We start from the raw sequence: 22,275 nt of genomic DNA, 5'->3' as shown, positions 1-22,275 counted from the left end.
TTCCTCAATGACGACCCATTCCCCGACGTCCCCCGGCGGCGGAGCCCCGCACCTGGAGCGGCAGCTCAGCAACCGCCACATCCAACTGATCGCCATCGGCGGTGCAATCGGCACCGGCCTGTTCATGGGCTCCGGCAAGACCATCTCGGCGGCCGGCCCATCAGTGATCTTCGTGTACATGATCATCGGCTTCATGCTGTTCTTCGTCATGCGTGCCATGGGTGAACTGCTGCTCAGCAACCTCAACTACAAGTCCTTCAGCGACTTTGCCGCCGACCTGCTGGGTCCGTGGGCCGGCTTCTTTACGGGCTGGACCTACTGGTTCTGCTGGGTCATCACCGGCATCGCCGATGTCATCGCCATCGCCGGCTACTCCCGTGAACTGTGGCCCGGGGTGCCCCTGTGGATTCCCGGCCTGGCCACCGTGGCCATCCTGCTCCTGCTGAACCTCACCACGGTGAAGGCGTTCGGCGAGACGGAGTTCTGGTTCGCACTCATCAAGATCATTGCCATCGCCGCGCTGATCATCGTTGGCCTGTTCATGATCTTCACCGGTTTCCAGTCCGACGCAGGCCCTGCCACCTTCACCAACCTGTGGAGCCACGGCGGATTCTTCCCGAACGAGTTCATGGGCTTCGTGGCCGGCTTCCAGATCGCCGTCTTCGCCTTCGTGGGCATCGAGCTGGTGGGCACCACGGCGGCCGAGGCCAAGAACCCGGAGCGGAACCTGCCCAAGGCCATCAACTCCATCCCCATCCGCGTGCTCCTCTTCTACGTAGGCGCCCTCATCATCCTGATGGCCGTCACCCCCTGGACCGAGTTCAGGGCCGGCCACAGCCCCTTCATCGCCATGTTCTCCCTGGCAGGCCTGGGCGCCGCGGCCACCGTGGTCAACCTCGTGGTGCTGAGCTCCGCGATGTCCTCCGCGAACTCCGGCATCTACTCGACCTCCCGCATGGTCTTCGGCCTTGCCCAGGAAGGCGACGCTCCCGACGTCTTTGGCAAGCTGTCCCGGCGCAAGGTGCCCCAAAACGCACTGTTCCTCTCCTGCGTGCTGCTGCTGTCCGGCGTCGTCCTCATGTACGCGGGCCAGGACGTGGGCAAAGCCTTTGACATGGTGACCACCGTCTCCGCCGTCTGCTTCGTCTTTGTCTGGTCCATCATCCTGGCCAGCTACATCGCCTTCCGCCGCCGCCGGCCGCACCTGCATGAAGCATCGAAGTTCAAGATGCCAGGTGGTGTTGCCATGGTCTGGGTGGTCTTCGCCTTCTTCGCCTTCGTGATCTGGACCCTCACCACCCAGCCGGACACCCTGGTGGCCCTGCTGGTCACGCCGGTGTGGTTCATCCTGCTGGGCGCCGCATGGTTCGTCCTCCGCCGCCGCCCCGCACACCAGGCCCGTTTCGCTACGTTCCAGGCTGAACTGCAGGCCGACCAGGACTTCACCGACGCCGCAGCCGGCAAGGCTGTCCGTACGGGTGCCGCCGCAGAAGCGGGGGAAGAGCGGGTCAACCGGTGATCGCTGAGGAGCTCCGCGCTTCCGGGCTGCGCGCATCCGAACCTGGGACTTCTGATGCCGGGCAGCCGCAGGCAGTGGCAGATCCGGAAACGGGCCGGGAATTCGTGCTGACGTTCCACTGCCCGGATGCCCTTGGCATTGTCCAGGCGGTGGCGGCATACCTGCTGGAACAGGAATGCTACATCGTGGACATCAAGCAGTTCGGCGACAGGGCGAGCGGGCGGTTCTTCATGCGCATCCACGTCACCTCGCGGGGTGAGCTGGACCTTGGCCGCCTCCGGGCCGGTTTCGGCCAGGTGGCCCAGGAGTGGCAGATGGACTGGCGGCTGGAACGCCACGGACGCAAGCAGCCCATCCTGGTGATGGTCTCCAAGTATGAGCATTGCCTCAACGACCTCCTGTTCCGCGCCCGCAATGGTGAATTGCCCGTGGAGATCGCCGCCGTGGTGTCCAACCATCCGGACCTGGAACCGCTTGCGGCGTGGCACGGTGTTCCGTTCCACCACATCCCCGTGACGCCGGAAACCAAGGCCGATGCCGAGGAGCGGCTGCTGGCCCTGGTGGACGACTACGCCGTGGAGTTGGTGGTGCTGGCCCGCTACATGCAGGTGCTCAGCGACGAGGCCACCACCCGCCTGAGCGGGAAGGCCATCAACATCCACCACTCGTTCCTGCCCAGCTTCAAGGGTGCGAAGCCCTATCACCAGGCCTACGAGCGCGGCGTCAAAACGGTGGGTGCCACCGCCCACTACGTCAACTCGGAGCTGGACGAAGGGCCCATCATCTCGCAGCAGGTCATCGAGGTGGACCACACGTACTCCGCCTCGGACCTGGTCACGGTTGGCCGCGACGCCGAATGCAAGGCGCTCACGAATGCCGTTCGCTGGCACGCTGAAGGGCGGATTGTCCTCTCCGGCAACCGGACGGTCATCCTCCGCTAGTTTGCGGGCCCATCCACGCGGCCGGCGCCCGCACTCCCTCCAAACGGAGGGGCAGGCGCCGGCCGCCGTGGCACCACTACTGAATACAGCCTTTCGAGCTGTGGCGGGAGAGTTCTCCCGGCCATCACCGGGCAGGCGCCGTAGGAGCAAATCCTCCCCAGGAATCTCTCAGGCCCATGTACCGTCACGGCGAGGCGACTCTGGAAAGCAGTGCTGCTCCGGCAGCACTCACCGACGGTGCAAGCAGGCCCTGATGGGTTTGCGGAATCTCTCAGGTCCAATACAGAGCGGGGAGGGACCCGATCCATGCCGTGCCACCTGTGGCCGGCCGAACCTGGAGTTCCTCATGACGATTCGATCCCTCATGGCACCAGCCGCAGCACCGACTCCCGCGGAAGGACAAGCCGGCAAGTACGGTACGGTACTGCCTGTCCGGATGCAGATCATTCCCTCGGAGGGTATTGCCGCCCGCATCCAGGCCGCCGTGCCCCCTGGGGCGCAGCTGACGGTGACGTGCCTGCCCCGCCAGGGTGTGGGACCCACCATCCGGACGGCCATTGAGCTTGCCTACCTTGGCTTCGAGGTTGTTCCGCACCTGGCCGCACGAAGCATCGAAAGCCGTGAGCAACTGGCCGGCGTGGTCCGTAACTGCCACGACGCCGGCATCACCGAAGTGTTCGCCGTCGGCGGTGACGCGGGGGAGCCGGCCGGTCCCTATGACAGCAGCCTTCCGTTGCTGGAGGACCTCGCGGAGGTCTCCGGCGGACGGATCCGGGCCGGCGTGGCGGGCTACCCCGAAGGGCACCCGGGCCACAGCGAACTGCACATGCTTGATGCCCTGCTGGAAAAGCAGCACCTGGCATCGTCAGTGGTGACGCAACTGTGCCTTTCGGCCCCACGGATCCAGTGGTACGCCCAAACCCTGCGCCGGGAAGGGGTGCGCCTGCCTGTCTGGGCCGGAGTGCCCGGCGCCGTTCCGCGGGCGCAGCTCATCCGCGCCGCGCTGAAAATCGGTGTAGGCCCATCCCTCACACTGCTGAACCGCAGGGGCCCCCTTGGCCGGCGCCTGCTTCAAGATGGCCGCTACTCCTCCGAGGCCATCGTCGCGGAACTGCAGCGCGGCGAAGCAGTGGAAGGTATCCACCTTTACACGTTCAACAACCTGGCCGGCCCCGGCAGCTAAAAAGGCCGGCCGCTGGGGTGGGCCGTGACGCGGAGCGGAAAGTTCAGCATGCTTAGTGTTTGTCCACATAGGATGGATAAGCACGGCAGCCTACCCGCTGCAGGTCGATTTGAATGAAGGTGACCATGGCCAGGCGCAGCAATCCCGCAGTACGGATCGCACAGGAAACCGCCCACAACGCGATGTTCGATGCCGACGGCAAACCCAAGCCCGGTGTCCACAACATGCTCCTCAAGGCAGTGCAGATCCAGCGGCCCCTGGTGGTGGCCTACATCCGCCGGCTCCAGAAGAAGCATCCGCGGGCCACAGCCGCCCAGTTGGCGGGCATCGCAGAGCGTGACTACCTGCGCGCAGTGACCGGAGGGGGTGCCCTGGTGGGTGCCACCGCCGTCGTCCCTGGTGTTGGAACCGTGGCGTCGCTGGGACTTTCCGCAGCCGCAACCGTCGGCTTCCTGGAGGCGACGGCCCTCTACGCGACGTCGCTGGCAGAGCTCCACGGCATCCGCCTCACCAATCCCGAGAAAGCCGGCACCATGGTCATGGCCATCATGCTTGGTGAGGAAGGGACCGCCCTGCTCGGAACGCTCAGCGGCCAGGCAGCCGGCGGCGCCAAGCCCGCCGACGTCTGGGGGAACATGCTGTCCAAGTCCTCGATCCCAGGATTCGGGAGTGTCCGGAAGAAGATCCAGCACGCCTTCCTGAAGAACCTGCTCAAACGGCAGGGCACTGCGCTGTTCGGCCGGGCCCTCCCCTTCGGCATAGGGGCGGTTGTCGGCGGAGCCGGTAACCTCGTGATGGGCCGTGCCGTGGCGCAGAACGCCAGGGAGGCGTTCGGACCCATGCCGGACACCATTCCCGGGGAGCTGACCGCAGCTGCCGGGCCGGACAACCTGACCCTGGAAGGCAACACCCTTGGATCTAAACGCTGATGTAGGCCAATCATTCGGCTCCTGGACCGCGGGAGGGGATCCGGCGATGTTCCAGCTGGCCACCAGTGTCAACGTAGCGTGCGGCCTCCACGCAGGCGATCCCGTCACCATGCTGGACAGCTGCCGGGCGGCTTACGAACTTGACGTCACCGTGGGTGCGCACCTTGGGTACCGCGATATGGCCGGTTTTGGCCGGCGCTCGCTGGACATGAGCTTTGATGAGCTATTTGGCGACGTGCTGTACCAGCTGGGCGCGCTCGACGGCGTCGCACATGCCGTGGGTGCCTCGGTGGACTTCGTGAAGCCACACGGTGCGCTGTATGACACCCTGATCCATGATGCTGAGCAGGCCTCCGCACTCGTGGCGGCCGTGAACGCCTACGATCCTGGACTTCCCATCCTGGGCTTCCCGGGGTCGGAGCTGCTGAAGCAGGCCAAGGAGGCCGGCCACCCCGTATTCACCGAGGCCTTCGCCGACCGCGCCTACTACGCCGACGGCACCCTGGTGCCGCTGTCCATGCAAGACGCCATGCTGCACGACGTCGACACCATCGTTGAGCGGGCCGTTCGCCTGGCCACAAAAGGCGAAGTGGTGGCCATCGACGGGTCCATCGTCACCGTCCAGGCGGACTCCCTGCGACTGCAGGGCGGCAGCCCCGGCGCCGTGGAGACGGCGGCAAAAATTCGGGCAGGACTTGAGGCCGCGGGCGTCGAGCTGGAGGCCTTCGCATAGAAAGCGGCGGCGTGCTCCGGACTCAAGGACTACTGAACCTTGGACTGCCGAGGCCCCATCATCCCGACGGTACTAATGGCGTGGCGAGGAGTTCGGCCCAGAGGGGATCGTCAGCCGGCAGGTCGTCGAGGTCCACGTATCTGTCGTCGTCTGGTTCCCACTGCGGAAGGTTTTCGAGGCTGGCCTCCAGGCAAGGGCAGAGGGAAGCGACGTCCCGTTGAAGCCACGGCGGCTGGATTCCCGGCGGCCAGTGGGTTGGTTCAGGGTCGGATCGTTCTGCGTTGTAGTGGCGCCCAGTGGGTGAGGTCCAGCCGGGTGGTTGATTCCTGGTGGCCGGGTCTGGTGTCCATTGGCTGTGGTGTTTGAGCCGGTGGTGTTTGGGGCAGAGTTGGGCCAAGTTACTGGTTCCAGTGGTGCCGCCGTGTTGCCACGCTTGTAGGTGGTCGGTTTCGTTGTCGGGGGTGCGGTTGGTGCAGCCGGGGAAGGTGCATTTGGTATCGCGCATCCTGATCCAGCGTTTGATGGTTTCGGTGAGCCGGTAGTTTTTGCGGCCGATTTCCAGTGGTGCGCCGTCGCGGGGGTCGATGAGGACCCTGTAGAACGATTCCGCCCCGTCGGCGACAAGTTTGCGGGCCATGGACGCCGGGATCGGGCCGAAGCCATCCAGTGCGGCGGGTTCATCGGTGGCTCCGAGGAGGGCGAGCACCGGCACGGTGACCAGGACGTCGGCCCGCGGCGCAGGGACCTTCCCGATCCCGGTGACACCCTGCGTGCCCTGAACGCCGGGGCCGGGACCGTCTTCCTCGGCGTGGACGGCGGTGTTCCGCGCTCCGTGGTTCACACCAGCCCCCAGCAGCAGCGATGCGGCGATGTCGGGGCGCAGCTGGGTGAGGGTGCGCTCTTCGGTGGGGCCTTGGAGTCCGCGGGCGGTGGCGGTGGTCCGGTTCCAGATGGCACAGGCGGTGTCGCCGGGCAGGTAGAGGGAGACCCAGGCCATACCGTCCCGGTCGGGGGTGTATTCCATCCGCCGGTCAGCGGCACTTTTGGCGTGGCGCTTCTCGATCGATTCCGGGTGGTGGCGTTCCCGCCACCCACGCACCTTCGCCCGGAACCGGGACGGGACGAGCTCGCCGGGGGCGGCGCCGCGGGCGCGCTGGGGTGCAGCCGGGTCGAAGAAATGCGCCACCAGCTTCAGCGCGCCCTCCGGGGTGAGGCCTTCGGTCTCGTCCGCAACGATGCGGGCGTGCTGCCAGGACATGTCGCCGGCGGCCAGCGCCTGGAAAACCATCGGCAGGGAACAGATCCGCCGTGACTGCTCCACCAACGCCCCGGCAGCCGCGGAGCTGATGGTCAGCACCCCGGCGATTTCCTCCACCACCGACATGTCAGCGTAAGTGCGGTCCTGGACGGTGGCGTCCGGCGGGGTCATCGCCTGCTGCAGTTCAACGGCCCGGGCGGCCTGCCGGGACTTTAGCGCCGTAAGTTGTGCTTCCAGCCGGGCCGTCAGCTCCAACCCTTCCAGGCACAACTCATACCGGCGCTGGAACACATCCATACCGGCGCCAGCATGAGCTCCGGAAGCCAGGAAAGCGTCCTCTTTCTCCAGCGCATTCAGGGCAGCAATGGAGGCGTGGATACCCTCCAAAGCCACCCCGACACCACCGCCGATTCCCATACCGACATCATCCATCGAGGCACTGACATTTGAAGCCGCCCCGTGCCTAGCCGCCAGGCCGCCGCGAGCGCGTCACCCAAAAATCAGCTGCGCCACCGTGAAGATCGCCAGCCCGGCGAGGGACCCCACCACGGTGCCGTTGATGCGGATGAACTGCAGGTCCTTGCCTACCTGAAGCTCAATCTTTTGCGAAGTTTCCTCGGCATCCCAGCGCGCAACCGTGTCCGTGATGACTCCGGCGATGTCCGAACGGTAGGTCCGGACCAGATACCCGGCGGCGTCGCCGATCCAGGCGTTGACCTTGCCGGCCAGTTCCGGATCCTGCACCAGGCGCGAGCCAAAATCGCGCACCGCGGCCTTGAACTTGATGGTGAGCTCGCTGTCCGGATCGTCAACGGCACCCAGCAGCGCGTTCTTGACCGTGCCCCAGGTCCGGGATGCGAGCTCGCGCACCTCGGGATCGCCCAGCACCTGCGCCTTGATGTCCTCCGCGCGGGCAATCATCGCCGGATCATGCTGCAGGTCCTGCGCGAGGTCGTTGAGGTACTTGTCGATCGACTGGCGCACCTGGTGGCGGGGGTCGGCCTGGACCGCGCGCACGAACTTGAGGATTTCGAGGTAGACCTTGTCGCCCACCAGACCATCCACGAACTGCGGAACCCAGGTGGGGGAGCGGTCGGATACCAAGCGGGTGACGGTCTCGTGGTTGTCATCCACCCAGTCCGCAGCACGGTCCACCAGCAGGTCCACCAGCGTGTGGTGGTGCCCGTCGTGGAAAACCCGCTCTGCCAGCCTGCCCACCGGGGGTCCCCACGGCGGAGCGAGGAGGTGCTTGCGGACCATGCCCTCGATGACGGCCTGGACGTCGTCGTCATTCAAGACCTTGAAAGCGCCGCGGATCACCGCAGCACCTTCCTTTGCCACCCGGTCGGCGCCGCCCGGCGCGGAAAGCCATTCACCGGCCCGGCGGGCGATGTTGACGCTGGCCAGCTTGTCCTGCACCACCTGTTCGGAGAGGAAATTGGTCTCCACGAACTCACCCAGGGAGGCACCGATCTGGTCCTTGCGGCGCGGAATGATGGCTGTGTGCGGAATCTTGATGCCCATGGGGTACTTGAACAGCGCCGTCACGGCGAACCAGTCGGCCAGCGCGCCCACCATGCCACCCTCAGCGGCCGCGCGTACGTACTGCAGCCATGGATAGTCCTTCTGCAGCGCGAACGCGAAGACAAAGACCACGGCCATGGCGATCAGCAGGCTCAGCGCCAGCAGCTTCATTTTCCGCAGCGCTGCCGCCTTTTCGGCGTCGCCGGCACCAAGCTGGCGGCTTACGACGGCGGCAGCCGCCTTGGTGCCTGGCGGCACCTCCCGCGCGGCCTCCGCGGGCGCTTCCTGCGTGGTTGGCCCAGTAGTTGCCTCAGAGTTCACCTGCATGTGCCAAGCCTAGCCCCGAAGGCGGGGGCAGGTCGGCTACCGTGTGTCCATGACAATTGACGAGTCAGTGCCGCAGCGGCCGCTGGTCTTTGCCCACCGCGGGTCCAGTGGCGCGTATGCCGAACACACCCGCGCCGCCTACCTGCAGGCCCTGGCTGACGGGGCCGACGGAGTGGAGTGCGATGTCCACCTGACCCGGGACCAGCACGTGGTCCTGCTCCACGACGCCAACCTGGACCGCACGTCCGACGGAACGGGCCCGGTGGCTGAGCGGACGCTGGAGGAGTTGCGCCAGCTGGACTTCTCGTCCTGGAAAGGCGTCCGCATTCCCGAAACCTACGGGGCGCGCTCCGAGCAGCTCCTGACCCTTCCGGAGCTGCTGGACGTCCTGCGCGGGGCGGGCCGTCCCGTGAAACTCGCCATTGAGCTCAAGCATCCCAGCCCCTACCAGCTCAAGCTGGAGGACCGGGTCCTGGAAGTACTCCGCAGCGAGGGCTGGGACCCGCAAAGCTCCACAGTGGACAACATCGCCGTGACATTCATGAGTTTCAGCCCCGATTCCGTCCGGCACCTGCTCCTGTCCATCCCGCCGCAGTACATCTGCCAACTCGTGGACGACGTCACCATTCATGAGATCCGTGGCGGCCTCGGGGTGGGGCCGATTACGGGCGGCGCCATCGCAAACCTGATGAAGGCCACCCAGCTGGAGGGCGAACGGATCCTGGATGACCGGGAGGTGGGGATGGCCGGGCCGGGTATTGATTACGTCCGTGAGCGCCCCGGCACCGTCCGGCGCTGGCTGGACTCCGGCCGCCGCTTCAGGGTGTGGACTGTGGACTCACCGGAGGACGTGGCCCTCTGCCAGGAGTTGGGCATCCAGGAGATCACCACCAACGTGCCGGCCCGCGTCCTGGAACAGCTGCACATGGCCGCGCCGCAGGGAAAGTAGCGCTGATATGGCCGCCCCCGGCACACCGTCCGTGCCCCGCTGGTGGGCCGGGCCGCTCGACGTCGAAGGCCTGGCGCTGCAGTCCGTGGAAGCAGCCGCGGAAGCCCTGAACCTGTACACGGGGAGCCCTGGCCGGTACAGCACGACTCCTGTGCTCACGGCAGCTGCCTTCGATTCCTTCGGGCACCTGCGGATTGCGGGGCGCAAGCCGCAGGGTTTCGCGCCCCTGTCCGGCTTCCGGAAGACCGCCGACGGCTGGATCCGGCTGCATGCAAACTACCCGCACCACGAGCAACGGCTTTTGCAGGCGCTGGGTGCCACCTCCGCGGAAGGGGTGGAGAGGGAACTCCAGTCCATGGCCGCGCTGGAGGCTGAGGCCGCCATCCAGCGGCACGGCGGAATTGGCGCGGCTGTCCGGACTCGCGGTGAATGGCTTGCGACCGACATGGGCCGAGCGGCCGGTTCAGGACCCTGGATTGCTGTGGAGCAGGCCGACGGCACAACCAGTGGCTTCGGACTGCAGGATATCGGGGCGGCCACAGAGGCCGGCACCAGCCCCGGCACCCTGTCCGGTACCGGCGCCCTGCACGGTGCGGACGGCCTGCCCCTGGCCGGGGTACGGGTCCTGGACCTGACGCGGGTCATCGCAGGGCCGGTCGCCACCCGGCTGCTGGCCGCGCTCGGAGCAGAGGTCCTGCGAATCGACCCGCCCGCCTTTCCCGAGATCGAAGACCAGTTCGTGGACACGGCCTTTGGCAAGCGCAGCGCAGTACTCGACCTGGGACCCGTGGCAAACCGGCAGGACTTCCAGCAGCTCCTGGTCGGCGCAGATGCCGTGGTCACCGGTTACCGGCACGGCGCGTTGGACCGGTTTGGGCTCAATCCGCGGGAACTGCTGGCAGCACACCCGGGACTGGTGGTGGTCACGTTGGACAGCTGGGGCGGCAGTGGGCCGTGGAGCGGGCTGCGCGGCTTTGACAGCATTGTCCAGGCCGCCAGCGGAATCGCACACCTCTACGGCAGAGAGGACGACGACGGCAGGTGGCGCCCGGGTGCCCTTCCGGTGCAGGCACTGGACCATGCCACCGGCTACGGGGTGGCTGCGGCTGCGGTCCGTCTTCTGGCCGCGCGCCGCCGGACGGGTTTGGGCGGCGCGGCCCACCTGTCTCTGGCCCGCACCGCGGAGGAACTGTTTTCCCTGGCCGGCATGGAAAGCCAGGCTGGCATGGAAAACCGGGCTGGCACCGAAAACCAAGCCACCACAGCAAGCCCCGCGGAACTCCCATCGCCCGAATACCGGTCCGTGGACAGCAGCTTTGGCGAGTTGCGGTACGTCGGGCCGCCACTGCTCGACGCAGGCCGGCCGCTGGACTATCGGTCCCCGCCACCACCATATGGAAGCTCGCAGGCCGCCTGGCTGTGACGCTTGCAGCCCCGGACTGTGTAGCTGCGCAGCCCTGCTGTCCTGCCGGATGCCGGGTTTCTGGGGGTGCTGAGGCTGTGATTGAGTGGTTCCATGTCTTCTCCCAGGTCCGGCCCCGCTGCTAAGGGCCTGTCCGCGCTGTCCCCATCCATTCCCGGCGCGGCCGTGCAGCACCTGTCCGCGGCTGCCATGGGGGCGCTTCTGCTGGCCAGTGCCGGCAAGCATTTCAGGGATCCCGGCTTCTACCGTGACGTCGTTCCGGGATACCTCTGCCGGCAGGATCCCTCGCCTGACGCAACCCCAAGCGGTACCACCCCTGACAGTCCAACCCAAGGCAGTCAACCCCAAGGCATTTCAACCGAGGGCAGTCCAACCCAAAGCAGCCCGCCCCCGAGAAGCACGGGCACAGCCGCCGCAGCCCAGCATCCATGGGCCGTCCTGTCCCGGGACGAGTGGATCGCCGTGAGCGGCCTGCTGGAGCTCGCAGCCGCCGTCGGAATTGTCCTGCCACCCACCCGGAAGCTGACGGCCACTGCCATTACGGCGATGTTCACCGCATTCCTTGCCGGGCACGTCGATGCCCTCGTGAGGGCGTACGGGCCGGAGGGCACGCCCCGCCGCCGGAAGATCCACGCCGTGCGGCTTCCGCTCCAGGCGCCCCTGATCCTGTGGGCCTGGAGCCTGCGGACACGTGTACTGCCCGGCCGTAAACCCGGAGGCCGCGGGTGAAGCTGCTGGCATCGCCGGCTGTCAGGGTGGGTATCTCCATCAGTATTGCCACGGGGCTGTACGGCGTGTCCTTCGGGGCGCTCGCGGTGACGTCCGGGCTCAACTTCTGGCAGACCATGGTGTTGAGCCTGCTCCTCTTCAGCGGCGGCTCGCAGTTTGCGTTCATCGGGGTGGTGGCAGGCGGCGGCTCAGGCCTCGCGGCCATTAGCGCAGCCACCCTCCTGGGCATGCGCAACGGCATCTACGGCATGCAGCTGAACGCGCTGCTCCGCCCCACGGGCTGGCGCAAGTACGTCGGGGCGCAGCTCACCATCGACGAATCCACTGCCACGAGCACGGGCCAGACAGACCCGGCCGAACAGCAGCGCGGATTCTGGACCGCGGGAATCGGCGTCTACGTGCTCTGGAACCTCTTCACCGCTGTGGGGGCACTGGCCGGAAGCGGGCTGGGCGATCCCAAGCAATGGGGGCTGGACGGGGCTGCCGTCGCCGCCTTCCTGGCGCTGCTCTGGCCCCGGCTCAAGGGCCGGGAGCCAATCGCCATCGCGGTGGTGTGTGCCGTGGCGACCGTAGTTGCTGTTCCCTTCGTTCCGCCAGGCGTCCCCATCCTGGTGGCCGCGGTAGTTGCCGCGCTGGTGGGTTGGTTCAGCCATGGCCGCCGCGACGAAGGCCTCGAACCCGACGTCGAGCCCTACGGCACGCACGGCCACGGCCATCACCAGGACCGCCACGGCGATCACCAGGACCGCCACGGCGATCACCAGGACCGTCTTGGCGGACCGGAGCGCAGAAGCGGCACCGACCCGGAGGCACGCGCATGACTTTGTGGATCTGGCTGCTTATTGCCTGCGTCCTTGCCTACGCATGGAAGCTGGTGGGCTACTTTGTTCCCGCCAAGTTCCTCGAGGACCCCCGCACCTCACGCGTCGCGGGAACCATGACCATCGGCCTGCTGGCCTCGCTCACAGTGGTGAATGCGGTGGTGTCGGGCCAGGCGCTCGCCGCAGACGCCAGGCTGGGAGCGCTGGCCGCCGCCGCGGTCGCCCTTGTACTCCGGGCGCCGTTCCTTGTGGTGGTAATCGCCGGAGCCGGCACGGCGGCACTGTTGCGGATCCTGGGCTGGAACTGATCCCCTGATTCGTGCCCAAAGTGGTGACCCGGGTCACTTTGCTGGGCCTGTGCCGGTTGTACTATGAGATCGGCTTATGCAGTTGGCCATGGAATTTCCTATTGAACGGCACCCATGGAAAATCAGCTGCACCCTGCGGGCGGCTTAGCGGGCAGGCTTCGCCATAAGAACGCCCGACGCCGGGCGGGCCTTCCTGCCAAACGCTTCTTCAAGCGCTTTTCCGGACTTTCGGACGTCCCGGAAGAGGACCTGGAACTTCTCTCCCAAAGACTTCGGGAGGCACTCGACCTGGATCCGTCGTCGTCCGTGCCCGCCCTTCAGGCCCTGGTGCGCCGGGAGATCCGCAAGCGCGCGGACACAGGCAGCGCGTAGCAGCCCACCATTCCGGGTGCCATCTGTGATGGACTGGGAGAGAGGCAGCCCACACCCAGGCGGCCACCAAAGGAGGAATCGAGATGGACGACGAGTCACGGCCTGTTGAGCCGCAGGACGGCCACGGCACCGATGAGACCGGCAAGGACGCCAGGGGAGAACACGGCACCGGGGTGCCCGCCGCGGAACAGTCCGCAAAGCCGCGGGCCGCCTATCTTGACCCGCGAGGTTCGGAGTCAACCCGCGAGCTGCGCGACACCGCCAGAAGGCGCCGGGACGCGGAAGAAAAACTCCAACAGCACCTGATGGAAGCGAAGGACCACGTTCCCAACGAATTCCATGAACATCCCGGACATGGCTACGTGGGACACGCCGGACATGAGCACCTGGCCCATGAGCCGTCCGGTCATGAGACGCCAGACCAGGAACAGTCCGGCCAGGACCAGGAACAGCCCGGCCGGGAGCAGGACGGTGGCACCGGCGAAAAGGGCGCAGACAAGGCCTGATCAGCATTGGAGTCCTTAGCGGCTGGGCCCCCCGCCTGCCGCGGCCAGCGCTGACTTTCGGCCGGCCGGACCCCTGGCTGCCGGTCGGCATTGACCGGCAGCCAGGAGCTGAACAAGCGGTGTTTTAGGCTACGCCGTGGGCCGCGCCGTCAGGTGAGACGGACCTGCGGTACGTTTCCTCCACGCCCATCTCGTACCACGCCTGCGCGCCAAACTCCGGTTCGGGGGTATCCAGGTTCTGGTACAGGGCGTCAAGCAGTTCCACGAGCTCGCCGGCGGTCAGTGCAGGCAGGACTTCCTCCGGCCCGCGGGGATCGGTCAGGTAGTGGAGAAGCTTTGAGTGGTTCATTGCAGTGCGGCCGTTGTGTGGGGGACAGGCGCGAAGTGCATGGGGTTGCTCCAACGTGGAAGTGCCGAGGCTGACTGCCTAACCCCAATTCAGAGTGTATTGCACGTACTTACTGGTAACAATGGAGTTGGCCCACAACGCATCTGCCACCAGGAAATTGCCGCCATAGAACTACCGTCAACGAATTCCGGCAGCAGGCCGCCTCACGGCTTACTCCGGCAGCGTTCCGGGCTGGACGTTTACCGTGGTGTTGCCGGGCGCGGGCGGCACGGGAACGAACACGGGGAGCGGGCGCGACGGGCGGACCGTGCGGATGGCATCCTCCACCAGCGCCAGCGGGCGGCGCCACGCATCAGAACCGGGTTCCATGGTGTCCACCACGCCGATCAGCATGGCCAGCAGCCGGAACATGTCCGTCATGGAAATGTCAGTGCGCAGGCTTCCCTGGCCTTGGCCGCGCGCCAGCAGGATGCTCATGGATTCCATCAGGGAACCGGTGATTCCGGTGAGGAGTTCGCGCCGGCCCGCCACCGCACACAGCAGGTTGGCGTCGTCGCTCGCGGCCCCCATCAGGGCTTCGAGAACGCGCAGCAGGCCTGCGGCGGCGTCGATATCGGCAAGGGCGCCGTCCATGACGGGGTCAACCGTGAGCCGGAGCTGCCGGTTGAGCGCGGCAAGCACCAGTTCTTCCTTGTCCGCGAAGTTGCGGAAGAGGGTTGCCGGGCCCACGCCGGCGGTGGTTGCGATGGTCTGGAGCGGTACTTCCGGGCCGAACTCCCGGAAGCATTGGCGTGCAGCCGTGATGATCTTGTCCACGTTCCGCGCTGCGTCGGCACGGAGGGGCTTTCGGGCGACTGCGAGGCTCATGCCCAAAAGGGTAGCAACGGAGCTTCCGGCCAACACGGTTACTGCGGGGTAGGCGCTTATGTGACGGCGGCCCGCTGCCGTCACCTGCGCTGCTGTCCGGAGCTGCGTGGGAGACTGGGGAGCATGTTGCTTGCATTGTCTGTTGCTCCGTCAGGCGTTCCCAGCGAAGGTTCACGGCCCAACGATGCGTCGGTGCACGACGCCGTTGCAGCCGCAGTCAAGATCGTCAGGGAGTCCGGGCTGCCCAACCAGACGGATTCCATGTTCACCACCATTGAAGGCGAGTGGGACGAGGTGTTCGACGTCGTCAAGCGCGCCACCGAGGCCGTGGGGCACTACGGCAGCCGTGTTTCGCTGGTGATCAAAGCAGACATCAGGCCCGGCTACAGCGGCGAGCTGACCGCGAAGGTCGACCGCCTGGAGAATGCCCTGGTGCAGGAGCCCTAAGCGTCTTACAAGGGGGCCGCATTGTCTGGACCCCCGGCACGCCGCGTGCCAAAATGTGGCAATGTTCGAGCACAGGCCGCGGCCGGAATGGATTGCCACCGAGGAGTTCCTGTCCGCTGCCGTAGTGCATCCGGACAGCGCCGTCCAGCAGGCCATCCACGCCGCGGCGGAGGCCGGCATGCCCGCCATCGAGGTGGCGCCTAACGCAGGGAAACTCCTGAAGCTCCTGGTCCAGCTGTCCGGTGCCCGGCGCATCCTGGAGATCGGGACGCTCGCGGGATACAGCACCATTTGGATGGGCCGGGGGCTGCCCCCTAACGGCACCCTGGTCACCTGCGAGTACCTGCCCCAGCACGCAGAAGTGGCGTGGGCCAATATTGATGCGGCCGGCCTGGGGGAAAGGGTGGAGATCCGGCTGGGCCCGGCGCTGGAGACCCTGGCGGCCCTCGAGGAAGAGGAACGGGAGCCGTTCGACTTCATCTTCATCGACGCCGACAAGCAGAACAACAGCCGCTACCTGGACTGGGCCGTCAGGCTTGGCCGGCCCGGCGCCGCGGTGGTCCTGGACAACACCATCTGGGAAGGCGCGGTGCTGGACCCGGACATCGACCCCGTCAACGCGCCGGGGATCATCGATGCACTCAAGCTGCTGGGCAACCACCCCCGGCTGGACGCCACCGTGATCCAGACCGTCGGCTCGAAAGGCTGGGACGGGTTCGCCCTGGCGCGCATTCTCCCGCAAAACAGTAAGTAAGCTGTGGAGATGCGTCCGGTGCCCGCCGGACATCTCTCCTGGAGGACGTATTTGCAAGCGCCACTTACTCCTGTGCTCCTCAGTTCCGCCCCCGCTGGGCTCTCCCCGTGGGGTTCCCTCTTGGAGTCGTTCGCCGGTGCCGTAGGTGATGTGCCGGCCCTGCTGGCCCTGGCCGTCGAGGCCGGACGGACGTGGCCGCGGCCCGGTGAAGGACGCACCGCCGTGTTGTGGGAGCTCCTGGCCTCCGTGGCTGCCACTGACGTTGCCGCGGCCCGAGTGCTTGAGCCGCACCTCGACGCCGTCGCCATCCTTGCCCAGGCCGGCCAGGCCTTTCCGGCCGTTCATCCCAGGCCGGATGGTGCCGCGGAAGCAGCGTGGGGCGTGTTCGCTGCAGAGGCACCCAACGCCAGGCTTGAGGCGCGCTCCGGAAGCACCGGCATTGTGCTCAACGGAATCAAGCCTTGGTGTTCACTTGCCGGCCGGCTGGACTGCGCCGTCATCACTGCGCACACGGACGACGGCGGCCGGGCGGCTTTTGCCGTCAGCCTTCGCCACCCGGGCGTGGCATGTGAGGAGCCGGAGTGGATTGCGCGCGGCCTGCGGGAGATCCCCAGCGGTAGCGTGCGCTTCGACCAGGTCCCGGCGACGCCGGTTGGCGACACCGGCTGGTACCACAGCCGGCCCGGTTTCGCCTGGGGCGGGATGGGCGTCGCCGCCTGCTGGCTGGGCGGAGCAGTGGGGGTGGCACGGGATTTCCGTGCCGGCCTGCTGGCAGGTGCGGATAATGGGCGGGAGCCGGACCAGCTGGCGCTCGCGGCATTGGGCGAGGTGGACCGGACCATCGCCGCCGCCCTGCAGTACCTGGCCGGGACGGCAGCCCGCATCGACGACGGCACCCTCGGCGCCGACGGGAGCCAAAGCACCTGGAGCGAGGCCCAGCGCGTGCGCGGAACCGCTGCGGCCGCCGTCGAACGTGTCCTTCACCTGGTGGGCTCCCACCGGGGGCCGGGGCCACTCGCCTTTGATGAACCGTATGCCAAAAGGATGGCGGACCTGGCGCTGTATGTCCGGCAGCATCATGGCGCACGTGATGATGCCCAACTGGGCCGGCTGGCACTCAAGGGGGACTGCCCGTGGTGACCTTTTCCCACGCAGACCAGGGGACCGCCGAGGAAGCCTGGGCCCGGAGCGGACTGGCTGCTGTACCCGAGCTGCCACTCGACGCGGCTGAGCTGGCGGGCATGCGCTTCGTGGTCGTGGCAGCCCATCCTGATGATGAAACGCTCGGCGCCGGGGGGCTCATGGCCTCGCTCGTAGCCCTGGGAGCCGAGGTGGAAGTCCTGCTGTGCACCGCGGGGGAGGGGTCGCACCCGGATTCGCCCACCACCACTCCCGGGCAGCTGGCCGCCGTCCGGCTTGCCGAGTTTTCCGCGGCCCTGGCCGCCCTGGGCCTGGCGGACCGCTGGACGTTCCTCGGCTTGCCGGACCGTGGACTGGGCGGCCATGCCGAAGCGATCGCCACTGCTGTCCGGGACGCTGCACAGCGGCTGGCCGGCGCCCCGGACCGACTGGTCCTGGTGGCACCGTACCGGGTCGACGGCCACGGCGACCACGATGCCCTTGGCGCGGCCGCGGCAGAAGTGGCCCGGCGCGGCGGCCACGCGCTCCTGGAGTATCCCATCTGGTTTTGGCACTGGGCCACGCCCCGGGACCGGGACTGGCGGCAATGGGTCCGCTTCCATCTGGACGATCCCGCCCGCACGGCCAAGAAGCGTGCCATGGAGGAGCACGCAACCCAGGTGCAGCCACTCTCACCTCTTCCCGGGGATGAAACGTTGCTCAGCGGGACCTTCCTGGAGCACTTCTCGCGTGGCTACGAGGTCTTCGCCTGGACGCCCGCGCCCACTTCGTCCGGACGGGCGCATTCCAGCAGCGACGCCGAACTGGTCTTCGACGGCGTCCATGACGGTACGGAGGATCCCTGGAACTACGGCACAAGCTGGTACGAGCGGCGCAAACGCGCGCTCACCCTTGCGGCCCTGCCGGCGGAATCCTATGAACGCGGCCTGGAAGTGGGCTGTTCCATCGGGACCTTGACGGCTGAACTGGCCACCCGGTGCCGGACCCTGCTGGCGGTGGACGCCAGCGGGACCGCAGTGCGCCGGGCCAGCCAACGGTTGGAAGGCACACCCGGGGTGCAGGTGGAACAGCGGGTCCTTCCCGGCTCCTGGCCCGGAGGAACATATGACCTGGTGGTGGTTTCCGAAGTGGGTTACTACCTGGCCCCTGAAGAGCTGGCCCAGCTGTGGGACCGGGTGGAGGCCACCCTGGAACCCGGCGGAACGCTTCTCCTGTGCCACTGGCGGCATCCCATCACCGGTTGGGAGCTGGATGGGGACACCGTCCACACGCTGGCCCGGGAAAGGCTGGGATGGCGGACGGCCGGGCTTTACCAGGAACGCGACTTCGTGCTGGAATTCCTGGTCGCTCCGGGCGGCGGGGCGGCGGGATGATGCCGGCCGGTCCGGGGGACGATGCATCAAGCCCGCCTGTCCAAGCCGCCAACGGCATCCAGCACGTTGCGGTGGTCATTCCGGCCCACAACGAGGAGCAGCACCTGGAACGGGCGCTCACTGCGGTCAGCTGCGCGGCAGACCGGGTCGAAGCGGAACTGCCGGATGTTGCCGTGCAAGTGGTGGTTGTCCTTGACGGCTGCACCGACCGGTCGCCAGCGGTTGCCGCGCGGGTGGCGGCCGGGGATCCGCGGTACCTGCTGCTTCCCGTCAGCTTCGGGAGCGTGGGAAGAAGCCGGCAGGCCGGCGTCAGGGCCGCACTGGAGAACTCAAGCAGGTGCACCCAGGATGGCCGGGCGGCGGGGCATTCCCCGCAGGAGACCTGGCTGGCCAACACGGATGCCGATTCCTGCGTGCCGCCACACTGGCTGGTGCGGCAACTGGAACTCGCTGAACTCGGTTTCGATGTTGTCCTTGGCACCGTGCAGCCGGACCCCCATGGAATGCACCACGATCTGTTGGCCCGCTGGCATGCGCGGCACGCCGGCACCGAGGACCACACCCATGTGTACGGTGCCAACCTTGGAGTCCGTGCCTCTTCCTACCTCGCTGCAGGGGGCTTCCCCGGCGTCGATTTCGATGAAGACCAGGCGCTGGTCCGCAGGCTTCGAAGCAGCGGCGCGGGCATCGTTGCCACCGACACCACACGGGTCCTCACGTCAGGACGGACGGTGGGCCGGGCGCCGCACGGGTTCGCCGCGTACCTCCTGGCCCTGGCGCAGCCATAAGGCACTGCGCAGCCATAGGGCACTGCGCAGCCGTAGGGCGGGGCGGAGCCATGGGGCACTGCGCAGCCATAGGGCACCGCGGAGTCACAGCAGCGCACCTGACCCAAGAGCTGCCGGGCATGGAAAAGGGCTGCTGCCGTACGGCAACAGCCCTTCGTTCCGGGACTTGATCTCCTGTAACTGCGTCGCTGACCTTCCCGGCCGCAGGCGTCAGCCGGCGCTTCCGCTTCGTGTCAGACCAGGTCCGGAGCGCTGGCAACGATGTAGTCCGCCGCAGCTGGTCCGGTCATGGAGAGGTTATTGCTGTCCGGGTTGATTCCGGCGTCGTGCAGGGCCTCCCAAAGGGCTTCCGGCGGCTGGAGTTCTGCCTTGTGCAGGAGGCACCAACTTGTGTAAAGGCCGTAGAGCTCGTCGCGCCTGAGGCCCAGCCCGGGCTCCCTGTCCGCGATAACTGCTTCGGCAAGAAACTGTTCAAAATGGGTAGCAGGCATGTCCGCTCATTAAGGGTCGACACTGATTCCGCCGTCTGCTTCAGCGGCCTTGCCCGGTTTCCAGGGGATCCCGGCGAGGTAATCAAGAAATTATTGCAGTTCTGTGTGCTTGTCCAGTTGGACCCGGCCGGGTTGCACCCTGGCGGGGCACACCCTGTACAGTTGCGCGGCGAACAGCGGTGGGAGGGTGCCGGACGGGTTTGAGGGGGCCGACGGCGACTGGGGGGACTGGCCTCGGTCTCAGAAGAGGCCATCTCACCGCCGACCCCGTATTACCCCGGAGTTACTTCATCCCGGGAAAACCAAACAGGACCTTCAAGATGAATTTTCCTCCATCTCGAAGGTCCTGCCTAGTCCCCCTGGGCAGCGGCTGGGCCTGCCTGCCTAAGCGTTCCCGCCTGGCCGGGCGCCGCCGTCGGGCTCCCCGTTGCCGGCCCGGTGCTGCACCTTCTCGCGGACCCTGTCGCGGTGCCGCTCGCCTGGCCTCACTTCGTTCTGTTCATTCCCGGCACCTTGCCCGTTGGGGTTATCGCCGGAATCGTCCTGCCCGTTCTCCGAGGCATACTGCTCCCGAAGTTCACGGCCGTGCTTGATGTCCTCTTCGATCTGCTTCTGCAGCTTCTCGCTTTTCTTGGTGTCCCGCGGCGGCAGCTGGATGGTTTCCTCTGCCTTGATACCGGCCTGGAGTTCACGGCCGCGCTCCACCTCAGCGTCGAACTCAGCGCCGAAAAGAAGGGACATGTTCAGGATCCACAGCCACAGCAGCATGATGATCACGCTGCCCAGTGCACCATAGGTCTTGTTGTAGTTGCCGAAGTTGCCGACGTAGAAGCCAAAGCCCAGCGAGGCGATCAGGAAGACAAACAGGGCAATCCCGGAACCCATGCTCATCCAGCGGAATTTGGGCTGCTTGACGTTGGGGGTGGCGTAGTACAGCACGGCAATGATGGCGATGATCAACGCGATCATGACCGGCCACTTGGCAATGTTCCAGACCATGAGGAAGGGGCCGCTGAGGCCGATAAGACCGCCCACTGCCTCGGAAACCGGGCCGCTGAGGACCAGCATGCCGGCCAGCAGAGCCACGATAACCACGGCCAGGAGCGTAACGCCAAGCATGGTGCCGCGGAGCTTCACGAACGCGCGCCCCTCGTCCACCTCATAAACCCGGTTCATGGCCCGGCCGAAGGCTCCGACGTATCCGGACGCCGACCACAGGGCGGTGACAAGCCCGATCACCAGGGTGAACCCGGCCGCCGGGGCGCTGGTCAGTTCAGCTACCGGTCCGCTGATGGTGTTGACCGTCTCCGCCGGGGCGAAGCCGCGTACGATTTCCAGCAGGGCGTTGGTGGTCTTCTGCGGATCCCCAAAAAGGCCAAGGAGCGAAACCAGTGCCAGCAACGCTGGGAACAGCGAGAGGACGGCGTAATAGGTCAGGGCCGCCGCCAGGTCAGGGCATTGGTCCTTGGTAAACTCCCGGAGCGTCTTCTTGGTGATGTATTTCCAGGAAGGCTTATCCAGGTCCCTCGGGCTGGCAGGTTTCCTTGAATCGTTTGGATCCGGAGCCTGGCCCGCCTTGGCGGTGCTGGTCTCGGAATCGTCGTGAGTGGCCATGGGGAAGTCCTCTCAATCAGGGGCCAAGCGGACAGGCCGGCCCGCGGATGGCGGTGCCGGCCTGCCGATCAAACTGATGCCTTACGGTGCCGCTGTGGGCTGATCAGGTGTTTTGGATGGTGTCTTTGGCGTCGGTTGCGCGGTCTTTGACGTCGGTGGCTGCGTATTGGCCTTCGGTTTTGACGTTTTGGGCGGCGTCGGTGGCGGTGGCCTTGACGTTTTCCATGGCTTCCTGGGCGGGTTCCTTGAGGTCCTGGGCCATGGTTTTGGCGGCGTCGGTGACCTGGGTTGCCAGGGGCTGGGCTGCGGTTTTGAGTTGGTCCGCGGCTTCGCGTTCTTTGTCGCTGGCGGGGATCAGGGAGGAGATCAGCATGCCGGCGCCGAAGGCGATGAGGCCGGCGGCCAGGGGGTTGCCGGCGGTTTTGGCTTTGACCTGGTCGGGGGCGTGGGAGACGGCCTGGCCGGCGTCGGAGAGTTTCGCGGAGACGGTGTCTGTTGCCTGGTGCAGGTTGTCTCCTGCGGTGTGCATGGCGTTGGTGGTGTGCCCGGCTCCGGTGGCGGTGGTGTCGTGGACTTTGGTGCCGGCGGTGTCTGCTGCTCCCATGATTTTCTCCTTCACCCCGGTCACGGCGTCGCGGACCTTGTCGGTTTGGCGGTGGACGATGTTGGACGGGGTGACTTTGTCGGCCACGGCGTCCACGTTGGTGCCCAGGCGTGCCCGGGTGGCTTCTATGTCTGCGCGGATGACGTCAGGGTTGTCGCTCATCGGTTTACCTCACCTGGTTTTAGGGTTGGGGGAATTTCTGAGAGGGTTTCGCCGGTTTGGGGCAGGCCTTTGATCTGTTTGAGTTCCTTGCGGCCGGTGGAGGCCAGGACGGCGGCGATGATGGCCCAGATGACGGCGACGATCAGCGCGGCCCAGCCCAGGGC

At 66.6% G+C, this 22,275-nt stretch carries 25 protein-coding genes and 1 riboswitch; of the genes, 17 read left to right on the top strand and 8 right to left on the bottom strand.

The window, feature by feature from the left end; all coding sequences use genetic code 11:
- Window positions 1-7: 7 nt before the first annotated feature.
- The 5 genes from cycA (at window position 8) to AB0280_RS21370 (ending at window position 5,305) form a co-directional block, all read left to right on the top strand.
- Window positions 8-1,519, top strand: a complete 1,512-nt coding sequence (gene cycA / locus AB0280_RS21390; RefSeq protein ID WP_307487623.1) for a D-serine/D-alanine/glycine transporter — start codon at window positions 8-10, stop codon at window positions 1,517-1,519.
- Window positions 1,520-1,593: 74 nt separating this feature from the next.
- Window positions 1,594-2,460 carry a formyltetrahydrofolate deformylase gene (gene purU, locus AB0280_RS21385; protein ID WP_307488065.1) on the top strand — a complete coding sequence of 289 codons (867 nt, stop codon included), beginning with the start codon at window positions 1,594-1,596 and terminating at the stop codon, window positions 2,458-2,460.
- 94 nt (window positions 2,461-2,554) lie between these two features.
- Window positions 2,555-2,654: riboswitch (glycine riboswitch) on the top strand.
- A gap of 152 nt (window positions 2,655-2,806) precedes the next feature.
- Window positions 2,807-3,643 carry a methylenetetrahydrofolate reductase gene (locus AB0280_RS21380; RefSeq protein WP_307487625.1) on the top strand — a complete coding sequence of 279 codons (837 nt, stop codon included), beginning with the start codon at window positions 2,807-2,809 and terminating at the stop codon, window positions 3,641-3,643.
- A gap of 125 nt (window positions 3,644-3,768) precedes the next feature.
- Window positions 3,769-4,572, top strand: a complete 804-nt coding sequence (locus tag AB0280_RS21375; RefSeq protein ID WP_307487627.1) for a hypothetical protein — start codon at window positions 3,769-3,771, stop codon at window positions 4,570-4,572.
- Window positions 4,556-5,305: a LamB/YcsF family protein gene (locus AB0280_RS21370; RefSeq protein ID WP_307487630.1), complete on the top strand. Its 750-nt coding sequence runs from the start codon at window positions 4,556-4,558 to the stop codon at window positions 5,303-5,305. The genes AB0280_RS21375 and AB0280_RS21370 overlap by 17 nt, the downstream gene beginning before the upstream one ends.
- Before the next feature lie 58 nt (window positions 5,306-5,363).
- Here the strand turns inward: AB0280_RS21370 and AB0280_RS21365 are convergent, their stop codons facing one another.
- Both AB0280_RS21365 and AB0280_RS21360 read right to left on the bottom strand, forming a co-directional pair.
- Window positions 5,364-6,980, bottom strand: a complete 1,617-nt coding sequence (locus AB0280_RS21365; RefSeq protein WP_307487632.1) for an HNH endonuclease signature motif containing protein — start codon at window positions 6,978-6,980, stop codon at window positions 5,364-5,366.
- Between the two features lie 72 nt (window positions 6,981-7,052).
- Window positions 7,053-8,414 (bottom strand): DUF445 domain-containing protein, encoded by a 1,362-nt coding sequence (locus tag AB0280_RS21360; RefSeq protein WP_224024554.1) that lies wholly within the window; start codon window positions 8,412-8,414, stop codon window positions 7,053-7,055.
- A gap of 49 nt (window positions 8,415-8,463) precedes the next feature.
- On the opposite strand from AB0280_RS21360, the gene AB0280_RS21355 reads away from it, so the two are divergent.
- The 7 genes from AB0280_RS21355 to AB0280_RS21325 all read left to right on the top strand — a co-directional run bounded on the left by AB0280_RS21355 (window position 8,464) and on the right by AB0280_RS21325 (window position 13,522).
- Window positions 8,464-9,363: a glycerophosphodiester phosphodiesterase gene (locus AB0280_RS21355; protein WP_159630336.1), complete on the top strand. Its 900-nt coding sequence runs from the start codon at window positions 8,464-8,466 to the stop codon at window positions 9,361-9,363.
- Window positions 9,364-9,370: 7 nt separating this feature from the next.
- Window positions 9,371-10,786 (top strand): CoA transferase, encoded by a 1,416-nt coding sequence (locus tag AB0280_RS21350; RefSeq protein ID WP_307487636.1) that lies wholly within the window; start codon window positions 9,371-9,373, stop codon window positions 10,784-10,786.
- A 93-nt stretch (window positions 10,787-10,879) separates the two neighbouring features.
- Window positions 10,880-11,515, top strand: a complete 636-nt coding sequence (locus AB0280_RS21345) for a DoxX family protein (RefSeq protein WP_224024559.1) — start codon at window positions 10,880-10,882, stop codon at window positions 11,513-11,515.
- On the top strand, window positions 11,512-12,336 hold the full coding sequence (locus AB0280_RS21340; protein ID WP_307487639.1) for an AzlC family ABC transporter permease: 825 nt from the start codon (window positions 11,512-11,514) through the stop codon (window positions 12,334-12,336). Before AB0280_RS21345 ends, AB0280_RS21340 begins: the two co-directional genes overlap by 4 nt.
- The gene (locus AB0280_RS21335; protein WP_159630330.1) at window positions 12,333-12,644 is read left to right on the top strand and encodes an AzlD domain-containing protein; all 312 of its coding nucleotides are present in this window, start codon (window positions 12,333-12,335) and stop codon (window positions 12,642-12,644) included. Before AB0280_RS21340 ends, AB0280_RS21335 begins: the two co-directional genes overlap by 4 nt.
- A 114-nt stretch (window positions 12,645-12,758) precedes the next feature.
- Window positions 12,759-13,016 carry a hypothetical protein gene (locus tag AB0280_RS21330; RefSeq protein WP_224024562.1) on the top strand — a complete coding sequence of 86 codons (258 nt, stop codon included), beginning with the start codon at window positions 12,759-12,761 and terminating at the stop codon, window positions 13,014-13,016.
- Window positions 13,017-13,099: 83 nt separating this feature from the next.
- Window positions 13,100-13,522: a hypothetical protein gene (locus tag AB0280_RS21325; protein WP_224024564.1), complete on the top strand. Its 423-nt coding sequence runs from the start codon at window positions 13,100-13,102 to the stop codon at window positions 13,520-13,522.
- Window positions 13,523-13,646: 124 nt separating this feature from the next.
- Here the strand turns inward: AB0280_RS21325 and AB0280_RS21320 are convergent, their stop codons facing one another.
- Together AB0280_RS21320 and AB0280_RS21315 are read right to left on the bottom strand one after the other, a co-directional pair.
- On the bottom strand, window positions 13,647-13,871 hold the full coding sequence (locus AB0280_RS21320) for a hypothetical protein (protein ID WP_224024566.1): 225 nt from the start codon (window positions 13,869-13,871) through the stop codon (window positions 13,647-13,649).
- Between the two features lie 210 nt (window positions 13,872-14,081).
- On the bottom strand, window positions 14,082-14,738 hold the full coding sequence (locus AB0280_RS21315) for a TetR/AcrR family transcriptional regulator (RefSeq protein ID WP_224024568.1): 657 nt from the start codon (window positions 14,736-14,738) through the stop codon (window positions 14,082-14,084).
- A gap of 123 nt (window positions 14,739-14,861) precedes the next feature.
- On the opposite strand from AB0280_RS21315, the gene AB0280_RS21310 reads away from it, so the two are divergent.
- The 5 genes from AB0280_RS21310 to AB0280_RS21290 all read left to right on the top strand — a co-directional run bounded on the left by AB0280_RS21310 (window position 14,862) and on the right by AB0280_RS21290 (window position 19,240).
- Window positions 14,862-15,185 (top strand): thiamine-binding protein, encoded by a 324-nt coding sequence (locus tag AB0280_RS21310; RefSeq protein ID WP_307487646.1) that lies wholly within the window; start codon window positions 14,862-14,864, stop codon window positions 15,183-15,185.
- Window positions 15,186-15,246: 61 nt separating this feature from the next.
- A complete protein-coding gene (locus AB0280_RS21305) occupies window positions 15,247-15,939 on the top strand; it encodes an O-methyltransferase (RefSeq protein ID WP_224024572.1) in 693 nt (230 codons plus the stop codon).
- A 9-nt stretch (window positions 15,940-15,948) separates the two neighbouring features.
- Window positions 15,949-17,079 carry a hypothetical protein gene (locus AB0280_RS21300; RefSeq protein ID WP_307487649.1) on the top strand — a complete coding sequence of 377 codons (1,131 nt, stop codon included), beginning with the start codon at window positions 15,949-15,951 and terminating at the stop codon, window positions 17,077-17,079.
- On the top strand, window positions 17,073-18,452 hold the full coding sequence (locus AB0280_RS21295; RefSeq protein WP_307487651.1) for a bifunctional PIG-L family deacetylase/class I SAM-dependent methyltransferase: 1,380 nt from the start codon (window positions 17,073-17,075) through the stop codon (window positions 18,450-18,452). The genes AB0280_RS21300 and AB0280_RS21295 overlap by 7 nt, the downstream gene beginning before the upstream one ends.
- On the top strand, window positions 18,449-19,240 hold the full coding sequence (locus tag AB0280_RS21290) for a glycosyltransferase (protein WP_275182360.1): 792 nt from the start codon (window positions 18,449-18,451) through the stop codon (window positions 19,238-19,240). Before AB0280_RS21295 ends, AB0280_RS21290 begins: the two co-directional genes overlap by 4 nt.
- A gap of 233 nt (window positions 19,241-19,473) precedes the next feature.
- On the opposite strand, the gene AB0280_RS21285 is transcribed toward AB0280_RS21290, so the two are convergent.
- The 4 genes from AB0280_RS21285 to AB0280_RS21270 all read right to left on the bottom strand — a co-directional run.
- Window positions 19,474-19,731, bottom strand: coding sequence for a hypothetical protein (locus AB0280_RS21285; protein ID WP_307487654.1), 258 nt, complete (start codon window positions 19,729-19,731; stop codon window positions 19,474-19,476).
- 384 nt (window positions 19,732-20,115) lie between these two features.
- Window positions 20,116-21,345: a YihY/virulence factor BrkB family protein gene (locus AB0280_RS21280; RefSeq protein ID WP_307487656.1), complete on the bottom strand. Its 1,230-nt coding sequence runs from the start codon at window positions 21,343-21,345 to the stop codon at window positions 20,116-20,118.
- A 103-nt stretch (window positions 21,346-21,448) separates the two neighbouring features.
- Window positions 21,449-22,111, bottom strand: coding sequence for a DUF3618 domain-containing protein (locus AB0280_RS21275; RefSeq protein WP_224023988.1), 663 nt, complete (start codon window positions 22,109-22,111; stop codon window positions 21,449-21,451).
- Window positions 22,108-22,275, bottom strand: a 168-nt coding sequence (locus AB0280_RS21270) for a phage holin family protein (protein WP_366368685.1), incomplete at its 5' end; no start/stop codon positions are given. The genes AB0280_RS21270 and AB0280_RS21275, both read right to left, overlap by 4 nt.

The sequence above is a fragment of the Pseudarthrobacter sp. 902506025 genome (genome assembly GCF_040702325.1).
Taxonomy (GTDB): domain Bacteria; phylum Actinomycetota; class Actinomycetes; order Actinomycetales; family Micrococcaceae; genus Arthrobacter.
Note: the sequence above shows the minus strand (reverse complement) of the source record. Positions and strands in the feature narration are given on the sequence as shown.